General features: G+C 30.5%; 17 protein-coding genes. 9 read left to right on the top strand and 8 right to left on the bottom strand.

What is annotated here, in order from left to right; all coding sequences use genetic code 11:
• The first annotated feature begins 99 nt into the window (after positions 1-99).
• Entirely contained in the window at positions 100-2,145 is a 2,046-nt protein-coding gene (locus CHB67_RS06710) for a ComEC/Rec2 family competence protein (protein ID WP_089380981.1), read from the top strand.
• 2 nt (positions 2,146-2,147) lie between these two features.
• Here CHB67_RS06710 and CHB67_RS06705 read toward each other — a convergent pair whose 3' ends face one another.
• The 5 genes from CHB67_RS06705 to CHB67_RS06685 form a co-directional block, all read right to left on the bottom strand.
• Positions 2,148-2,690, bottom strand: coding sequence for a thioredoxin family protein (locus CHB67_RS06705; protein WP_089380980.1), 543 nt, complete (start codon positions 2,688-2,690; stop codon positions 2,148-2,150).
• 54 nt (positions 2,691-2,744) lie between these two features.
• Positions 2,745-4,760, bottom strand: a complete 2,016-nt coding sequence (locus CHB67_RS06700) for a peptide MFS transporter (RefSeq protein ID WP_089380979.1) — start codon at positions 4,758-4,760, stop codon at positions 2,745-2,747.
• Positions 4,761-4,770: 10 nt separating this feature from the next.
• On the bottom strand, positions 4,771-6,225 hold the full coding sequence (locus tag CHB67_RS06695; protein WP_089380978.1) for an MFS transporter: 1,455 nt from the start codon (positions 6,223-6,225) through the stop codon (positions 4,771-4,773).
• A 94-nt stretch (positions 6,226-6,319) separates the two neighbouring features.
• A complete protein-coding gene (locus tag CHB67_RS06690; RefSeq protein WP_089380977.1) occupies positions 6,320-7,810 on the bottom strand; it encodes a peptide MFS transporter in 1,491 nt (496 codons plus the stop codon).
• Between the two features lie 42 nt (positions 7,811-7,852).
• Positions 7,853-10,036 (bottom strand): S9 family peptidase, encoded by a 2,184-nt coding sequence (locus tag CHB67_RS06685; protein WP_089380976.1) that lies wholly within the window; start codon positions 10,034-10,036, stop codon positions 7,853-7,855.
• Positions 10,037-10,172: 136 nt separating this feature from the next.
• Between CHB67_RS06685 and CHB67_RS06680 the strand changes: the two genes are divergently transcribed.
• From CHB67_RS06680 to CHB67_RS06665, 4 genes are all read left to right on the top strand, one after another.
• The gene (locus tag CHB67_RS06680; protein ID WP_262494281.1) at positions 10,173-11,462 is read left to right on the top strand and encodes a hydroxymethylglutaryl-CoA reductase, degradative; all 1,290 of its coding nucleotides are present in this window, start codon (positions 10,173-10,175) and stop codon (positions 11,460-11,462) included.
• A gap of 1 nt (position 11,463) precedes the next feature.
• On the top strand, positions 11,464-12,150 hold the full coding sequence (locus CHB67_RS06675) for an HAD family hydrolase (RefSeq protein WP_089380974.1): 687 nt from the start codon (positions 11,464-11,466) through the stop codon (positions 12,148-12,150).
• 2 nt (positions 12,151-12,152) lie between these two features.
• Positions 12,153-13,082: a GYDIA family GHMP kinase gene (locus CHB67_RS06670; RefSeq protein ID WP_089380973.1), complete on the top strand. Its 930-nt coding sequence runs from the start codon at positions 12,153-12,155 to the stop codon at positions 13,080-13,082.
• A gap of 119 nt (positions 13,083-13,201) precedes the next feature.
• On the top strand, positions 13,202-14,413 hold the full coding sequence (locus CHB67_RS06665) for a BaiN/RdsA family NAD(P)/FAD-dependent oxidoreductase (protein WP_089380972.1): 1,212 nt from the start codon (positions 13,202-13,204) through the stop codon (positions 14,411-14,413).
• Here CHB67_RS06665 and CHB67_RS06660 read toward each other — a convergent pair.
• From CHB67_RS06660 to CHB67_RS06650, 3 genes are all read right to left on the bottom strand, one after another.
• Positions 14,410-14,643 (bottom strand): hypothetical protein, encoded by a 234-nt coding sequence (locus CHB67_RS06660; protein WP_089380971.1) that lies wholly within the window; start codon positions 14,641-14,643, stop codon positions 14,410-14,412. The genes CHB67_RS06665 and CHB67_RS06660 overlap by 4 nt on opposite strands.
• An 11-nt stretch (positions 14,644-14,654) precedes the next feature.
• Positions 14,655-15,263, bottom strand: coding sequence for a thiamine diphosphokinase (locus tag CHB67_RS06655; protein WP_089380970.1), 609 nt, complete (start codon positions 15,261-15,263; stop codon positions 14,655-14,657).
• A 65-nt stretch (positions 15,264-15,328) separates the two neighbouring features.
• Positions 15,329-15,718, bottom strand: a complete 390-nt coding sequence (locus CHB67_RS06650; RefSeq protein ID WP_141119688.1) for a MotA/TolQ/ExbB proton channel family protein — start codon at positions 15,716-15,718, stop codon at positions 15,329-15,331.
• A 209-nt stretch (positions 15,719-15,927) separates the two neighbouring features.
• On the opposite strand from CHB67_RS06650, the gene CHB67_RS06645 reads away from it, so the two are divergent.
• The 4 genes from CHB67_RS06645 (at position 15,928) to CHB67_RS06630 (ending at position 19,879) form a co-directional block, all read left to right on the top strand.
• Complete coding sequence (locus CHB67_RS06645) at positions 15,928-16,998, top strand: sensor histidine kinase (protein ID WP_089380969.1); 1,071 nt, start codon at positions 15,928-15,930, stop codon at positions 16,996-16,998.
• A complete protein-coding gene (locus CHB67_RS06640; RefSeq protein WP_089380968.1) occupies positions 16,991-17,704 on the top strand; it encodes a LytR/AlgR family response regulator transcription factor in 714 nt (237 codons plus the stop codon). Before CHB67_RS06645 ends, CHB67_RS06640 begins: the two co-directional genes overlap by 8 nt.
• An 88-nt stretch (positions 17,705-17,792) precedes the next feature.
• Entirely contained in the window at positions 17,793-18,947 is a 1,155-nt protein-coding gene (locus tag CHB67_RS06635; RefSeq protein ID WP_089381114.1) for a diphosphomevalonate/mevalonate 3,5-bisphosphate decarboxylase family protein, read from the top strand.
• Positions 18,948-18,952: 5 nt separating this feature from the next.
• A complete protein-coding gene (locus CHB67_RS06630; RefSeq protein WP_089380967.1) occupies positions 18,953-19,879 on the top strand; it encodes a mevalonate kinase family protein in 927 nt (308 codons plus the stop codon).
• Positions 19,880-19,893 lie beyond the last annotated feature (14 nt).

The raw sequence follows: 19,893 nt of genomic DNA, 5'->3' as shown, positions 1-19,893 counted from the left end.
TAAGAAGTGAATCTAACGATTTAAAAAGCAAACTATATTGAAGTTGAAATGATTAAGGTTGAAGCGTAAGTAAAACTTTTTTTGTAATTTTATACTGCTATGAGAAAATTTTGGAAATTTATTCCATTTCAATTGACGTTGTTTTTGTTGATTGGAATTTTACTAGGAAACTATTACTTACTAAAACCTGAGGTAGTTATTTACTGTCTTGTATTTTTGGTGTTTCTTTTTTTTGGCGCATATTTTTATACCAACAAACCATTTAAAAACACTCTAGTTTTTTCTGTTTTTTTTTACCTACTTACTATAAATGTAGGTATTGCTACCGTTACTTTAAATAAACATGTAAACAAACCATTGTATTTTGAAAATCAGTCTGAATTTTCTACTTCTGAAGTTCAAAAAATAGTGCTTTCCGTAACAAAAGTATTAAAACCAACTACCTATCTTAATAAGCATGAAGCAGTTGTAGTGCAACTAAATTCAAAAAGGGTTGTTGGTAAAGTCTTGGTGAATATTCAAAAAGACAGTTTGTCAAAAGTATTAGATGTAGATTACAAATTTTTAACAACTACAGTTTTTAAAGCGATTTCTGAACCTAAAAACCCTTATGAATTTAATTATAAAAATTACTTAAAAAATCAACAAATTGAATATCAAATTTATTTGAAAAGCAATGAAATTTTATTGGTTGATACAACTACACGTACTTTAAAAGGTGTTGCATCAAATATTCGTAAAGTTATAAATGAATCGTTACAAAGAGATGGTTTTAAAGGAAATCAGTTGGCGGTTATAAATGCATTGCTTTTAGGACAACGGCAGCAAATTTCATACGATTTAATGCAAAGTTATACCGGTGCAGGTGCCATACATATTTTAGCGGTTTCGGGCTTACACGTTGGGATTATTTTATTAATTCTTACTTTTTTACTAAAACCATTGCATCAAATAAAACAAGGAAAATTGGTGGCTTCTATACTTATAGTTGTTGCTCTCTGGATATTTGCATTAATAGCTGGTTTGTCTGCTTCTGTGGTACGTGCCGTAACTATGTTTACAGCAATTACTATAGGAATGTATTCAAACAGACCTACAAATATGTACAATACGTTGTTAATTTCTATGTTCTTTTTATTGATTTTTCACCCAAATTATATTTTTGATGTTGGTTTTCAATTGAGTTATTTAGCCGTTTTTTCCATCGTTTGGATACAACCAAAATTGTATCAATTAATTGAAATTGATAATTGGCTATTCAATAAGTTGTGGCAGTTATTTACCGTTTCTATGGCGGCTCAAATTGGCGTGTTACCGTTGAGTTTGTATTATTTTCATCAATTTCCAGGCTTGTTTTTAGTATCGAATCTTGTAATTATTCCTTTTTTAGGAATTATTCTAATAACTGGTGTGTTGATAATTGTATTGAGTGTTTTAGGGATTTTACCTTCATTTTTAATGAAGATTTATACGTTTATTATTCAATCCTTAAATGCTTTTGTGGAATGGATTTCAAATCAGGAGTTCTTCATTATTCAACATATTACATTTTCAATTTTAGTAATGTTAACTTTTTATGCTTTTATTTTATTCACATTTAAGTGGTTCGAGAAAAATAATTTTTACAGACTGTTATTAGTTGTTTCTTCAATAATTGCCATACAAACAGTAATTATTTTTGAAAAATACAAACTTGAATCCGCACATAGTTTTATTGTTTTTAATAAAAGCAAGGAAAGTATTGTTGGTGTTAGAAACGGAAATAAACTTGAAATACAAAGTTCTTCGAAAGTTATTTCAACCTTTAAAAACCCACTCAAATCCTTTTTGGTAGGAACAGGAATTGACAGTATTGTTCTTCAGAAGAAAAAAATCAATTTTATTGAATTTAACGGTGAACGTATTTTTATAGTTGATAGTTTAGGCTTGTATCAACTAAATTCAATTCAGCCAACAATGGTGGTTTTAAGGCAATCTCCAAAGGTGAATTTAAATAGATTGATTTTGTTTTTAAAACCGAACATTATTATTGCAGATGGTTCAAATTATAAAAGTTATGTGGAGCAGTGGAAACAAACTTGTGTACAAACAAAAACTCCGTTTTACAGTACTATGCAAAACGGAGCTTATAAATTTAGTGATTAAAATTATTCAGCAAATTCAAATTTGAAATTTGCATAATATGTTTCCCAAGTTTTTTTATCAGTTAATGTTTTGTATACATCTGTTTTAAATGCTTTTAAAAACAATTCCAATTGTTGTGGTGTTTTATACCCAGGAATCGGACTAATTAAATTGGCTTCTTCATCTAAATAAACAATTGTTGGGAATGAACGAATGCTAAAATATTGTGATAATTGGTGGCTGCTATTTCTTCCTTTACTTTTATTAGGGTCGTAATTTGGATTTGTAAATTCATTGCCTTTAAATGTAATTTTATCATTTCCTTCTGCATCAAATTTTACAGCATAAAAATGTTCATTAATGTAATTTATAACGTCTTTATTTTTAAATGTTTCTTTATCCATTTTTTTACACCAACCACACCAAGACGTATATGCATCCATAATTATTTTTTTTGGATTGTTTTTTTGAGCTTCAACAGCTTCCTCAAAACTTAACCAATTAATTTCTTGCGCGTTTATTGCTGTGCCAATAAATAGTAAAGCTATAAGTGTTATTTTTTTCATTTTGAAGTATGTATTTTTATGTTTTTGACGAAAAAAACATTCAATAATTACAAATTATTTTACACCGTGCATTAATTTTTTTAGCACTGGGTTTATTAAAATTGCAATCACTCCAATAATCATTGGTACAAAGGTAAATATTAAAAAGAATGTTGAAATGTCATATTTTGTTGTAATATCATCAATCATAGCACCCATTTGCCCTGATGTTTTGTTACCAATTGCCAAGGCCAAATACCAAACTCCAAACATAAAAGCAATCATTCGAGCCGGTACTAATTTACTTACATAAGAAAGTCCTACAGGTGAAACGCATAATTCACCCAAGGTGTGAAATAAGTAAGCCAATATTAACCACACAATACTTACGGAGGCTGTTTTTGCTCCCTGCGGAATTCCTGCCGCTCCATAGGCTAAAAATGCAAAACCAATACCTAAAAAGAACAATCCAATTGCGTATTTATTAGCCGGTTTCGGGTTGTATTTACTTTCCCACCATTTTGAAAATAACGGAGCAAAAGCAATAATAAATAAAGAGTTTAAAATTAAAAACCAAGTTGCAGGAATTTCAATTTCATTGTCCTTTTTCTGAACAATTGTAGCTGATATATTTGTGTCAATTAATTCAGCTTTTTCAGGAGCTAAATATTTATAATTCACTCCTTTTTTATCTATATCAATAATCGAAATTTCATCGTTGTTTACAAAATCATTTGCCGATCTTATCACTGTTGAATGTTCAACTAAAGAAGCATTCTCAGGAACGATTGTTTTTGAAGTTATCGCGTATTCTTTTAATGCATCTCCTTCTTGAATTTGATACGTTTGATAAGAGATTTCATACGAATAAGTGTTGAAATTGTTATAGATTTTCCAAATTACAATTCCCCAAATCAATATAAAACTAAACGCTAAAATTAAATTCGATAAAAAGTATTTTTTGAAGGTTTGTTTGAATAATAAAAATAACACCCAAGTAATAATTGCAATAGGAACAACGGTAATTATAATATCAATAATATTAAAAATTAAAGCCGAATTTCCCGATAAAATTCGACTGGTATAATCTTTGGCGAAAATACTCATAGATCCACCTGCTTGCTCAAATGAAGCCCAAAAGAAAATAATAAAGAACGCAAAAATTACCACAGCAAGCATTTTGTCTCTGGTAATTGGACTGTATCTTAAAATTCTAGAACCCAACAAGTAAATAAATAAGATAAGGGTTACAATAATGGTATGACTAGAATAATCGGTTCCTCCAAATTCTAAAAAGTTAACCGTTCCAATTTTAGATAAAGGATCGTTGATTACCCAAGTTAAACCTGCAACTGAAATAATTACAATCAATAGTTTATCAAGCAGCGTAAACGGGTTTAATTTATCTTCAATTTCGGTATGATCGTCCGTTTCAATTTTTTTATCTTCTTTATTAGGTTTGCTACCCACATCTCCAAAAATTCCTTGTGCAAACGTAAATTGTAACAAGCCAAGCAACATAAAAATACCAGCCAATCCAAATCCCCAGCCCCAGCCTAAAATTTCACCTAAATAACCGCACAACATAATTCCTAAAAAGGCACCTGCATTTACGCCCATATAAAAAATGGTGTAAGCACCATCTTTTTTCTCAGGAAAATCTTTGTATAAAATGGAGATAAATGAGCTCATATTTGGTTTGAAAAAACCAGTTCCAACAACCAACAAACCTAGTCCTAAATACAAGAAAAACGGATTAGATTCAATAGCCATACTTGCGTGACCTAAGGTCATAATAATGGCTCCAATAATAATGGCACGTCTGTTTCCTAAATATTTATCGGCGAGTGTTCCGCCAATAATAGGTGTTAAATAAAGCAATGCTAAATAAGTTCCGTACAAGGCCAAGGCATTTTCTCGAGGCCAATCCCAGCCGCCAATTCCTAAGGCACTTACTAAAAATAAGACCAATAAGGCACGCATTCCGTAGAACGAAAAACGCTCCCACATTTCAGTGAAAAATAATACAAATAAACCTGATGGGTGTCCTAATACTTGTGTTTCAAAAAATTCGTTATTCGTCTTGCTCATAGTTTAAAAGTTATGCTTTTGAAGTTTCTCCAATAATAAACTTGTCGTATAAATACAAACAAATAACGGTTCCAATACCTATAGCGCTAAACAATATCCAAATTTTAGAAGGGTTGTAATTTGTCCATAAAAAATCGGTTAATTGTTGGCTATTCATACCCATTAATTCTTCAGCTTTTGCAGTGTAATCATTTTGTGAAAATCCTTCTCCAATTTCTTGAATTTCAAGTCCTCTTTTAGCAACTTCTAACTGTAAAAGGCTTATTTTATCTGACCAGGCTTGGTATACATCACCCGATAAAAAACCAGTAATATAATTTCCTACAGCAACAGGTAAAAATGAAGTTCCCATATACAAGGCTTCTTTTCCTTTAGGAGCAATTTTACCCACATATTCTGTGAATTTTGGAGAACTAGCCATTTCACCTATAGCAAAAATGAAAATACCTAAAATAACAAAGAATCCGTTTCCTGTACTAAATGCAATCCCAATACCAATCGCGTTTACAATAATTCCAGAGATAATTCCATTTAAAGGTTTCAGTTTCATTACTAAAGTTGAAATAATTATTTGGAATAAAATAATTGCTCCAGCATCTAAGTTTACCATCATTTCAGGAGCAATAGTCCCTTCCTTAGTTCCAATAGCTGCAGCTAATTTGGGTGAGATATTTGCAATTGAATCATAAATCATACTTGTGTTTACCCACTGATCTATAAAGTTAGGAAGTGTATAAAATAACTGGTTAAACATCGTCCAGAAACCAACCATTATTAATAAAAACATGGTTAACTTTTTATCAGATAAGGCTGTCCATATATTTTTTAATGAGTTAATGATAGTTCTCCCTAAATTTTCAGAAGACTTTTCTCTTTCAGGTTCTTTGTAAAAGAATGTTACCAAAATTAAATTTACAGCAATAGCAGACGCTGCCATTATAAAAACTATTTTCCACCCGTAAGTTTCTCTTAATTTTGAAGAAAAAATTGGACCAATAAATCCACCAACGTTCACAATCATATAAAAAATACCAAAACCTATAGACGAAGTTTCATCATCTGTAGTTTTAGTAATGGTTGCAGAAATTACAGGTTTGAATAAAGCAGCACCTATTGCAACCCAAATAAAAGCAAAGTATACTAAGCCGTAAGAGGTTACTTCACCCATAAAATAATACCCAGAACCTAATATAAGATAGGCAATAATTAAGATTTTTTTGTAGCCAACTCTATCAGCAATAGCTCCTGTAATTAAAGGAAGTAAATATAATATAAATGTGACATTACCCATAATACTACCTTTTTGACTTTGGGTAAATCCTAAAGCGCCATCATCAGTAGAGTTTGTTAGGTATAATGCTAAAACGGCAAATAACCCATACCAAGCCCAACGCTCAAATAATTCCATTACATTGGCTACCCAAAATGCTTTTGGAAACTTTTTAAAAACTTGTGTAAATTTCATAATGTGAAGTGTATTTATATTAAAAACTCAAGTATACTATACTCGAGCCTTTAATTGTATTTTAAATTTATTTATAGTCATTAGCAGATTGAAATTACTCAACTCCGTGCATTAATTTTTGTAATGGTTTGTTTAACAAGATAATTAGAACGGCAATTCCTAACAATACAAAACCAATGGTTGAGAATGTATAAATGTATTTATCTAGTCCTTCTGCAGCAGTCATTGCTTCACCACTATCGCTATGTCCACCAGTTAGAGCTGCAATTTGACCTCCAACATAATTTGCTATGGCAAAACTTAAGAACCAAGCTCCCATTGCTGTTCCTGCCATACTTTTTGGAGATAATTTAGTTACCATTGAAAGTCCGATAGGAGATAAGAATAATTCACCTGTTGTGTGTAATAAGTATAAAACAACTAAAGTTAATAATGGTACTTGATAAGCTTCATTAACAAATTGTAAACCTACTTTAGTAACTAAGAATCCTAATGCCAATTGAATAATACCAAAAGCAAACTTTAAAGGAATACTTGGGTTTTTACCAATTTTAGAAAGTTTAACCCACATTATAGAGAAAATTGATCCGAAGACAATGATAAAAAATGGATTGAAAAACTGAGTCATTGAGGCTGGCATTTCCCATCCAAAAATACTTCTATCTACATTTCTATCCGCAAATAAAGTTAAAGATGTTCCTGCTTGTTCAAAACAAGCCCAGAAAGTAATATTAATTAACATGAAAATGATTAAAGCAATCATTCGATCTTTCCAAATTTTAACTTTTCCTTCTGCATCAGCTTTAATACCTGCTTGAATCAAAGAATAAGCTATAAATACAAACAGACCTAAAAGAATATAATCTAACCAGCTGTTTTGCATGATTAAAAAGTAACACAATGGAATTAATAGAAATGAGAGAATTCCAACCAAATGTGCTTTATTAATAGGTCCGGCTATTTTTTTCTTTCCTTCTTCAGTAAACCCTAAACCTTCGGCAGCAGCATAATTATGTCTTCCTCCATAAAAAATGATTAATCCTAAAAGCATACCGAAACCAGCAAGTCCAAAACCATATTTAAATCCATAGGTTTCACCTACGTAGGCAATTACGGTGGTTGCTAACAGTGCACCAATATTTATTCCAATATAAAATATTGTAAAACCAGAATCTCTACGGGGATCATTATCTGTATATAATTTACCAACAATTGTAGAGATATTTGCTTTAAAATATCCATTACCTACAATTAGAGCTCCCATACCAATCATTAAAAAATGTTCGGAACCACCTAAAATTAAAAATTCACCAATAGCCATTAAAATTGCTCCAAAAATTACAGCATTTCTATAGCCCATATATTTATCAGCCATTTTTCCACCTAAAATAGGGGCGGCATAAACAAGTGCAGTATAGGCTCCATAAATTAACGCAGCATCAGCATCACCTTTCATTAAGGATTTTACTAAATAAAGTGTTAAAAGAACTCTCATTCCGTAGTAGCAAACTCTTTCCCACATTTCAGAGAAAAATAAGGTCATAAGTCCACTTGGATGTCCTTCTTGTATCGTTTTGTCAGTCATAATTTTAAGTTGAAATTAATTGGGTTAATTTATTTAATTTTTTTATAATTCAAGTTGATTTTTTGCTGTTTTACCTAAATTTTCCTCGATAAAGGTCGTCATTTTATTGTAAAGATGAAGTCTAGTGTTTTTTCCTCTGTAAATTCCGTGCGTTCTGTCAGGGTAAATAGCCAAATCAAAAGGCTTATTAGCTTCAATTAAAGCATTTGTTAATCGCATCGTATTTTGAACATGTACATTGTCGTCACCACTTCCGTGCACCAATAAAAACTTGCCTTGCAGTTTGTCAGCATAATTTATTGGAGAATTATTATCGTAACCTTCTTGATTTTCTTGAGGTGTACGCATAAAACGTTCCGTGTAAATCGAATCGTAAAAACGCCAGCTTGTAACGGGTGCGACAGCAATGGCCATTTTAAAAGTATCACTTCCTTTCAATAAACAGTTTGTACTCATATGACCACCAAAACTCCATCCCCAAATTCCTATTTCATAGTTATTAATGTAAGGTCTCTTTGCTAATTCTTTAGCAGCGTTAATTTGATCAATGGTTTCATATTTTACCAAGTTTAAATACGTTGCTTTTTTAAATTCAGCACCTTTAAAACCTGTTCCTCTTCCGTCAATACACACAATTATATATCCTTTTTCAGCTAAATGTTGAAACCAATAATCGTTGGCACTATTCCAACTGTTACTAACAGATTGTGATCCAGGTCCAGAATATTGAGTCATAAATAATGGATATGTTTTTGTCTCATCAAAGTATGAAGGTTTTAACATCCAGGCATTGAATTCTCCAGTTTCAGTTTTTAACATAAAAAACTCCTTTTTTGAAAGTTTGTACGACTTTAATGCTTCAGTAAGCTTATTATTGTTTAATACTTCTTTTAATTGAGTTCCTTTGGAATTATGAAGCGTATAAACAGGAGGCGTATTTGCATCAGAAAACGTATTGATAAAGTAGTTTTTATTTTTACTAAACGAGGCACTGTTTGTACCTGAAGCATTGGTTAATCGTTTTTTATTTTTACCATTAAAGCTAACAGAATAAATTGTTCTGTTGATAGATCCATCTTCTACCGATTGGTAATAAGCAGTTTTAGTTTTTTCGTTTACGCCGTAAAAATTAGTAACTTCCCAATTTCCAGAAGTTAATTGTTTTACTAATTTACCTTCTTTTGAATAATGGTAAATATGGTTAAAACCATCTTTTTCACTGGTCCAAATAAAACTATTATCGCTTAAAAAAGTTAAATTATCATGAATATCAACATAAGCAGCGTCTGTTTCATTCAATACAACTTCCGTAGAAAAATCAGTTACATTCACAAAATACAATTTTAGGTCGTTTTGATGACGATTTAAAGTAGTTGCACATAAAACATTAGCATTGTTTGTCCATTTTATTCTTGGAATATACTCATATTCTCCAATATCAATTTTTGAAGTTTTATTAAGCTCGAAATTAAAAATATGGAGTGTAACCACTGCATTTTTTTCACCAGCTTTTGGATATTTAAAAACTTGTTGAGTTGGGTATAAACCAGTACCTGTAATATCCATTGAAAATGTAGGGACTTCTGTTTCGTCAAAACGTAAAAAAGCTAAATTTTTACTATCGTTACTCCATTCAAAAGCCTTTACAAAAGCAAATTCTTCTTCGTACACCCAATCACAAATACCGTTTATAATGCTATTTTTTAATCCATCAGCAGTAACCTGAGTTACCGTGTTGGTTTCTAAATTTTTAATGTAAATATTGTTATTTTTTGCGTAAGCTACTTTTTTACTGTCTGGTGAAAAAGTAGGTTCTTGAATTTTATCAGCGTCAATTAATTGCAATGTTTTTGAAGAAAGGTCATAAACGTAAAAAACACCCAAGCTTGAGTGTCTGTATATAGGTTCAGAATTTACACCTAAAATTAATTTAGTTTCATTGTTGTTGAATTCGTAACTTTCAAAATAGTTTAATTCAGTTAAATTTTTGCTGTCAACAACTGTTTCAATTTTCTCTAAAGTCGCATAATTGTATTTATCAACAGAGGTGCTTTGTGTTTTATTATTAAAGTTTAATAAGGTATAAAAATCACCATTCATTGAATTTAAAGCGTTCATTTGTTCGGTACTAAAGGTCCCGTTCCAAATTTCATCAAGTGAAATGTCTTTTTTTTGAGCTGTTGCTAAGGAAGTTATAGCTATAAAAAGTAGCAGTAGTTTCTTCATTAATTGTTAATTCTTTAAATAATTGCCAAGTTTAAGAAAAATTTAGCAAATTTAACCTGAAATATATCATAAAATTGCGCATCTGATTTAGATAATTATTTTTGGTTTTATTAAATTATCTTTGCCGAAATATAAAATTTGCAACACAATGTCAAAAACCGTTAGTGGATTTTCGAAACTTAATAAAATAGAAAAAATAGATTGGTTGATTTCTAATTTTTTCAATAATGATGAAAAGGTAGCTAAATGTTTAGCACAATATTGGAATTCAAACAAAATCCTTCAAGATTTACATGACGATTTTATTGAAAACACCATTTCAAACTTTTATATGCCTTTTGCCATTGCGCCTAATTTTGTAATTAATGGAAAGGATTACACCATTCCAATGACTATTGAAGAAAGTTCTGTGGTTGCAGCAGCTTCATTGGTTGCTAAATTTTGGAGTACCCGTGGCGGATTTAAAGCAACAGTAATTTCAACTGTGAAAATTGGCCAAGTTCATTTTATGTTTGAAGGTAATAAAATAGCACTTCAAAATTATTTTTCTTCAAAAAAAGAAGGATTGTTTAAAGTCACCGAAGAAATTACCAAAAACATGAAAAAGCGTGGCGGTGGAATTTTAGATATCGAGTTGAGAGATAAAACTGCCGAATTAAATAATTACTACCAGTTGCACGTTACTTTTGAAACGGCTGATAGTATGGGTGCTAATTTTATAAATTCTTGTTTGGAAGCAATTGCCAACGAATTTGAAAATGAAGGTATTCAAATTGTCATGAGCATTTTATCAAATTATGTACCTGATTGTTTAGTGCGTGCTGAGGTTAGTTGTAAGGTAAATGAATTATATGCTGAAAATTCAGCGTTGTTTGCACAAAAGTTTGTGCAAGCAGTACAAATAGCAAATGCTGAACCTCATAGAGCTGTAACCCATAATAAAGGAATTATGAATGGTGTTGACGCTGTTGTTTTAGCTACAGGAAATGATTTTAGAGCTATTGAAGCTGGTGCTCATGCATATGCAGCTAAAGATGGACAATATAAAAGTTTAACCAATGCAACTATTGAAAATGGGATTTTTAAATTTTGGATTGAAGTTCCGTTGGCTTTGGGTACTGTTGGCGGATTAACAAAATTACATCCTTTATCCAAACTGTCTTTACAGTTGTTAGGGAACCCTTCAGCAAAAGAATTAATGGAAATTATTGCTGTTGCAGGTTTAGCGCAGAATTTTGCAGCTTTACGTGCTTTAACAACTACAGGAATTCAGAAAGGACATATGAAAATGCACTTGACAAATATTATAAAGCAATTGGGTGCAACTGAGAGTGAAAAACAGTTTTTAATCAATTATTTTGAGAATAAAACAGTGACACATAATGCAGTGGTTGAAGCGTATAATAAGTTAGTTGGGGATAAATAACATGAAAAACATTAAAGTAATTGCATTTGATGCAGACGATACACTTTGGGTAAATGAACCTTATTTTAGAGCAACTGAAGAAGCTTTTTCTAAGTTGTTAAAAGCATATTTGCCAGAAGAGGAAGTGAATACGATATTGTTTTCAATTCAAATGAGAAATTTAGAATTGTATGGCTACGGGATTAAGGGTTTTGTGCTTTCAATGGTAGAAACAATTTTAAAAATAACAGAAGGAAAAGGCGATTTAGAATTAGTGTCTAAAGCTATTTCCTTTGGAAAAGAGATGCTGAATAAGCCAGTTGAATTGTTAGAAGGTGTTGGTGAGGTATTAAAAAGTTTAAATGGCGATTATCGGGTTGTATTGGCTACTAAAGGAGATTTGTTAGATCAAGAGCGAAAATTAATTAAATCGGGTTTAGAAAAACATTTTCATCATATTGAAATAATGAGCGATAAAAAACCATCGGATTATCAAAAACTGTTGAAACATTTAGATTGTAAGCCTGAAAACTTTTTAATGGTAGGAAATTCTGTAAAGTCAGATATATTGCCAGTACTAGAAATTGGAAGTTACGCAGTGCATGTTCCTTTTCATACAACTTGGGCTCATGAAGAAGTAAAAAAAGATGAGCGTCAAACATTTCCAGTTGTTGAGAATATTTCTGAAGTGGCTAACCTATTGAAATAAAGATGAAAGAATTTTATAGCAACGGAAAATTATTATTAACTGGTGAATATTTTGTGTTAGATGGAGCAACATCTTTAGCAGTGCCAACTACTTGCGGACAAGATTTAACCATTCAAAAAATAAAAGAGCCTCAACTAATTTGGAAGAGTTTTACAAATGAAGGTTCTTGTTGGTTAGAAGTTGTTTTTGATTTGCCAAAATTACGCTTATTTAGTGCAGATTTTGAGGCTGATGAAGATGGTGGAAATGATACATTGGCTGAAAACCTACTAAAAATTTTAAAGGAAGTAAGGAACTTAAATCCAGATTTTTTAAATTCCAATCAAGGATTTTTAGTTGAAACTCATTTAACTTTTCCTAAAAATTGGGGTTTGGGAACCTCTTCAACCTTAATTAATAATTTAGCAAATTGGGTACGAGTAAATCCGTATATTTTATTAGAAAACACCTTTGGTGGAAGTGGTTATGATTTAGCTTGTGCGGCGCATAATTCACCTATTTTATATACCAGAAATGGAACACATCCTATTGTTGAAAAAGTTGATTTCAATCCTTCTTTTAAAGAACAATTGTATTTTGTGTATTTAAATAAAAAGCAAAATAGTAGAGAAGGTATTCAACGATTTAAAGAATTAAAAGGAAGTTTAACTTCAGAAATAAAAGATGTTTCAGAATTAGCAACTGCATTTTTAAAATGTACAAGTTTAGTTGATTTTGAAAAAATACTAAAACAGCACGAACAAATAGTTTCAAAAACAATTCAACTAAAAACAGTTCAAGAACACTATTTTTCCGATTATTTTGGGCAAACAAAAAGTTTAGGTGCTTGGGGTGGCGATTTTATATTGGCCACAGGTAATAAGGATACTCCTAATTATTTTAACAATAAAGGTTTTCAAACCGTAATTCGGTATCAAGATTTAATTTTATAATAAATTTAGAGTCGTCATTCTGAACTTGATTCAAAATCTCATAATGCTTAACAAGTCAATAAAATGATACCCTGATTCAAGTTCAGGGAGACGTAACAGCTAAATTGTAACAAAACATAATGAAGAAAAAATTTGTAATAGTAGGAGGTGGAGCAGCAGGATTTTTTGCAGCCATAAATGCAGCTGAATTAAATCCTGAAATGATAGTTGTTATTTTAGAAGGAAGTAATAAAGTACTTCAAAAGGTAAAAGTAAGTGGAGGTGGAAGATGTAATGTAACACACGCTTGTTTTATTCCAAATGAATTGGTTGAGTTTTATCCTAGAGGGAAAAAAGAATTATTAGGCCCTTTTCATAAATTTATGACGGGCGATACTATGGAATGGTTTGAAAATAGAGGTGTTCCGTTAAAAATAGAAGATGATAATCGTATTTTTCCAGCATCTAACTCATCACAAACAATTATTGATTGTTTTTTAAACAGTGCTCATAATGCAGGTGTTGAGGTTAAAATGAGTTCGAGAGTAGATTCAATTCAGAAAATTGAAGATCGTTTTTTAATTCAAACAAATAAAGAAACAATTGAAGCAGATTACGTTTTAATTGCTGCAGGAAGTAATGCTAAAGTTTGGGAAATTACAAGCGGCTTAGAACATACGATTGTTCCGCCAGTACCGTCTTTATTTACCTTTAATATTGAAAATGAAATTTTAAAGGATATTCCAGGGCTTTCAGTTCCTTGGGGTTCGGTAAAAGTGTTGAATTCAAAATTGGCTGAAAGCGGCCCGTTGTTAATTACGCATTGGGGATTGAGTGGTCCGGGTGTTTTAAAACTATCGGCTTGGGGAGCTTTGGAAATGTATCAAAAGCATTATTGTTTTGAAATTGAGGTAAATTGGTTGTCTAAAAAATATGACTTTGTACTAGATTTCTTAAAAAGTACCAAAAATAAAAACTCAAAAAAACAAGTTGTTAATTATTCTATTTTTGAAGATATTCCAAAGCGTTTATGGGTCAAATTGGTATTGTCTGCTGAAATTGAGAACGATTGGCAATGGGCACAATTAAGCAATAAACAACTAGAAGATTTAGCAATCCAATTAACAAGATGTAAGTTTAAAGTAACAGGTAAAAGTACGTTTAAAGATGAATTTGTTACTGCAGGAGGTGTTGATTTAAAAGAAATTAATTTCAAAACATTTGAAAGTAAACTCCATAAAAATTTATTTTTTGCAGGTGAAGTGTTAAATATTGATGCCGTTACAGGCGGATTTAACTTTCAAAATGCATGGACGAGTGCTTGGATTGTAGCAAATTCGGTAAATAACTAAGCTAATTGACCGCGATGAGGTTTTAATGCATCGCGGTAAATTTTCATATCACTTTCATTAACAGTTATAAAAGCAATGGTATGCATTTCAGAAATAGTTAAAAAATCTATTTCGTAAAAATGTAACTTTTCAATCAGTGCAAATTCTTTTAAATGAATGCAGTGATGTTCGGCAGTTTTTAGAGATGCCGGACCTTTAAAATCCCAAATAAGTTTTAATTTCCGATTCAAAAAAGTAGCTTTTAAGTATGGCTGATGTATACTAACAAATCGCCGTCATCATAGGTTATTTGTATGTCGTTTTCATTCGCTTTATTTCTAGTTCCAAGACGTTCACCAAAAGTTAACGTTTCATTATTTAAAGGGTATAATAGGCCTTTTGTAATAATACCATTTGCAACTGGCATTGGAATTAAAGAAACATTTCGGTCTTTTAAATTTGTGCCGTAATAAAAATCATTGATGAAAAAATATTTACCAAAATCATCAAAAAAAGTAATGTTTAAACCTATTTTCCATTGTTTAGCAGTGCTAATATTTCCCAAAAAATGATCGTGCTCTTTTCCACTTCCACCGTAAACATCAATATCGTAATAACCGCGATGTTTTAAAATTTGCAACGCTTTTTCAAAATCTGTAAAATCTTGATTAGGCGTGTTAATTACTTCAGTTGATGTAGGTATTGTGTTGATTGAGTCGAAGTCACCAGTTACTAAATCAGGTTCAATATTATTATTTTTGAAATAGTTATATGCACCATCAATAGCGCAAACAATATTGTATTCAGTTAAGTCAGGGAAACTATTTGGCTCTGAGCCATTAAGTAAAATAAATGCCTTTTTCGTTTTCATAGACTGCAAAAATAACAAAAAAGAAATATAATTTATAATGTATTGATAAATTAGATATTACATGTTTATTTTTCTAAAATATTTAAGCTAATAATTCCTAAACGAGCAATTAGAAATACAACCATTCCAAATAATGGAGAAAGTATTGCGATTTTTAAACCTCCAGCTAATATGGAAGGAGCTACATCTCCTGCAGCTTCAATAGCGTCAAAAGCTCCAATTAGCCCAATCATTTGACCTAAAAATCCCCAAACCAATACAAATAAACTTACGGAACTTACTAGTGTAATTGTTTTTTTTCGAGTTGCTGGTTTTACATATCCTCTTATTAAAAGTGCAATAATCACAATTAGTAAAGTTAGTGTAGTGTACATAAATAAAGGTCCGCCTTCATTTAAACGTGCAATAAAAGGATTTCCCATAAGAGGTTTAATTACTTGTAGATTTAATAACATAATATATTTTTTAAAATTTATACGTCAAAAGTATATTCTAAATTAAACAATTATTTTTAATTGCGATAATTAACAAGAAAGTTACGATAATCAACGGATTAAAAGCGAATTTTGTAGCATGAAGCTGAAAATTGGTAAAATGAAGTTTAATTTGCTATTTCTGTCGCTAAAATAATAGTAGCTTTAACATTATTTGCATATTGCACTTTATGAATTTAAAAAGTAATATTATAAAACAGCTATTTACCATTGGTAGTCATCTACTTTTTTGGGTAGTTATCTATTATTTTTACGCATATTTTTTAGGTTATGGAAGTTCAAACACCAAGTATGTAAATTTGTTTTCGGGTTTTTTATTACCTCCCACAATTTTAGTTAGCTACTTTTTAATTTACTATCTAATACCTAATTATTTACTGACAAAAAAGTATAAATACTTTATATTATATAGTGCGTACACATTTATAATTTCAGTGTATGTTATTATTTTATCTATTCTTTATGGATTAATTTTTTCTGAAGGGTATAAAGAGGTTGATACAGCGCCATTAACCAAAACACTGCCATTTATAATTTTAGGAGTTTATTTTGTAGTATTAATTATTGTGTCTTTTAGTTTAATAATGCACAATTACAAATCAATAGTAAATAATGAAAATTTAAAAAATAAAATATTACAAACACAGTTGCAAATAAAAGATCAGGAATTACGATTTTTAAAAATGCAAATTCACCCTCATTTCTTATTCAATTCGTTAAATACTATTTATGGTTTTGCTTTAAAAAAGAAAGATGAAGCGCCTGAAATGATTTTAAAATTATCTAATTTATTAGATTATATTTTATATCAAATAGAAAAGCCACAGGTTTTATTATTGGATGAAATTAACCACTTGCTAGATTATGTGTCGCTTGAAAGAATGCGTTTTCACGATACGTTGGAAGTTGAGACAACTATTGAAGTGGCTAACAATACCATTCAAATTGCACCAATGTTGTTAATTCCTTTTGTTGAAAATGCCTTTAAACATGGAGATATAATTAACGGTAGTTTAAATGTGACCATTCATATAAAAACTGAAAATGACACCCTGTTTTTTGAAATTGAAAACACATCAATCCAAGAAAATAAAACCAATACAGGAATAGGATTAGAGAATATTACGAAGCGTTTGGAAATGTTGTATACAGAATCTTATACATTAGAAACCAATCAAACAGCTAAACATTTTAAAGTGAAATTGACTATTAGTAATTTAAAACAATTAAAAAATGAGTAAAGTAAATTGTCTTATAGTTGATGATGAACCCGTTGCTCGTGATATTTTAGAAAATCACTTGCAAAAAGTAGCTACTGTTAATGTTGTTGCTACCTGTAAAAATGCTATTGAAGCTTTTAATGAAATTAATTCAAATAAGGTAGATTTAATTTTTTTAGATATCAATATGCCAGAAATTTCTGGACTCTCTTTTGCGAAATCAATCAATAAAAATATAAAGGTAATTTTTACAACCGCTTACCGAGAATATGCTATTGACGGATTTAATTTACAGGCAGTAGATTATTTGTTGAAACCAATTTCGTTTGAACGTTTATTGCAAGCGGTTCATAAATTTTTAGGTGAAAACACGGTGGTTGAAACGAATATTAAAACCGAAATAGTTCAAGAAAAAAACGATTTTATTTTTGTGCGTTCCGATCGTAAAATGGTGAAAATTAATTTTTCTGAAATAAATTATATTGAAAGTTATAGCGATTATATTAAGTTTCATTTAACTGATAAATTAATTATTACACGCGAAACTATTTCGAGTATTGAAGCCAAACTACCTAAAGCTGATTTTTTAAGAATTCACCGTTCATTTATTGTATCTATCTCAAAAATTGAATCCTTTACCAACGAGTTTATTGAGATTCATAAAAAAGCGTTGCCAATAAGCAGAAGCTACAAAAAAGATGTGCTCCAAAGATTAGAAAGAATTTAGTTTATTTAAGAGGAATAGTAAGAAAAGTCTATGCTCTTTGCTCTTTTTTCTAATCTCTAAAATTGTATCTTTGTACAAAATTTTTGTTTTGACTGAAATCGACTTCATTTTATCTAATTATAATACAGCAACTACTTCAGAAGGAAATGTAACCTGGAAAACACCAAGTAATATTGCTTTGGTGAAATATTGGGGTAAACAAGAGCCTCAAATTCCAGAAAACACCTCTATAAGTTTTACGCTTGATGCTTGTTTTACACTAACAACTTTAAAATATAAATTGAAGGAAAACCGTCATTCTGAACTTGTTTCAGAATCTGATGAAGAGAACCTGAAACAAGTTCAGGTTGACGAAAACGGTTACAATTTTGAAATTTATTTTGAAGGTGAAAAGAAAAACGATTTTAAACCTAAAATTGCTACTTTTTTTAAACGAATAGAAAAATATGTTCCGTTTTTAAAAGACTTTGATTTTACCATAGAATCTCGAAATTCATTTCCACATAGTAGCGGAATTGCTTCTTCAGCAAGTGGTATGAGTGCTTTAGCATTGTGTATTATGAGTGTTGAACGGTCATTGAGCGGAGTCGAAATGACTGACGAATATTTCAATAAAAAAGCATCTTTTTTGGCGCGTTTGGGCTCAGGAAGTGCTTGTAGAAGTATTGAAGGTGAATTAATTGTTTGGGGAAAACATACAGATATTGAAGGGAGTTCTAATTTATTTGGGGTGAAATATCCAAATAAAGTACATCAAAATTTTAGAAATTACCACGATACCATTTTATTGGTTGATGAAGGTAAAAAACAGGTTTCTAGTACTGTTGGTCATAAATTAATGTTCAATCATCCGTTTGCACAACAACGTTTTCAACAGGCCAATAACAATATTTCCAACATATCAGAAGTACTTCAAAATGGAGATTTAAAAGCGTTTATTGCTATTGTTGAAAGTGAGGCATTGAGTTTACACGCTATGATGATGACCAGCAATCCGTATTTTATTTTAATGAAACCTAACACCTTAAAAATTATTCATAAAATATGGGCATTTAGAGAACAAACAAATTCTAATATTTGTTTTACATTAGATGCAGGTGCAAATGTTCATGTGTTGTTTCCAGAGAATGAAAAAAAGCGAGTTAACAATTTTATAATTAATGAGTTAATTCAGTATTGTCAAGAAAATCATTATATTTGCGACAGAGTTGGAATTGGGGCAAAACAATTATCCAATAATTAACACCTATGAAAGGACCACTTTTTTACGCAAAAATTTTACTTTTTGGAGAGTATGGAATTATAAAAGATTCCAAAGGTTTAGCGATTCCGTATAACAGTTACCAAGGAGCTTTAATAAAGTCAGATAAAATTTCAGAAATAGCTAAAGACTCGAACCTTAAATTAGATAAATACTATGCGTATTTGTCTAATTTAAAAACAGATTTGGTTGTTTTTAATTTGCAAGAATTTAGAAAAGATTTAGATGAAGGCATGTATTTTGATTCAAGTATTCCTCAAGGATACGGCGTTGGAAGTTCAGGAGCTTTGGTTGCATCTATTTACGATAAATATGCCAGTAATAAAATAACTGTATTAGAAAATTTAACAAGAGCCAAACTGTTGAAACTAAAAGAGGTTTTTTCATTAATGGAATCTTTTTTTCACGGTAAAAGTTCAGGTTTAGATCCGTTAAATTCGTATTTAAGTTTGCCCATACTTATTAATTCGAAAGATAATTTAGAACCAACAGGAATTCCATCTCAAAAGGAAGGAAAAGGAGCTGTGTTTTTATTAGATTCTGAAATAATTGGTGAAACAGAACCAATGGTTTCTCTTTTTATGAATAAAATGAAAAACGAAGGTTTTAGAAAAATGTTGAATGAAGATTTTGCAAAACATACTGATGCTTGTATTGAAGATTTCTTACACGGAAATGTAAAGTCGTTGTTTGGAAATGTAAAGCAATTATCAAAAGTAGTTTTAGAAAATTTTAAACCAATGATTCCTTCAGCATTTCATAAAGTTTGGCAACATGGAATTGAGACGAATGATTATTACTTGAAGCTTTGCGGCTCGGGTGGTGGTGGTTACATTTTAGGTTTTACAAAAGATTTTAATAAAACAAAAACTATTTTAAAAGATTATAAACTAGAATTAGTTTATAGGTTTTAACTTACTAAAATAGA

This window comes from Lutibacter agarilyticus (genome assembly GCF_900188235.1).
GTDB classification, from domain to species: domain Bacteria; phylum Bacteroidota; class Bacteroidia; order Flavobacteriales; family Flavobacteriaceae; genus Lutibacter; species Lutibacter agarilyticus.
The sequence above is the reverse complement of the archived record's forward strand: the minus strand, read 5'-3'. Positions and strand labels throughout refer to the sequence as shown.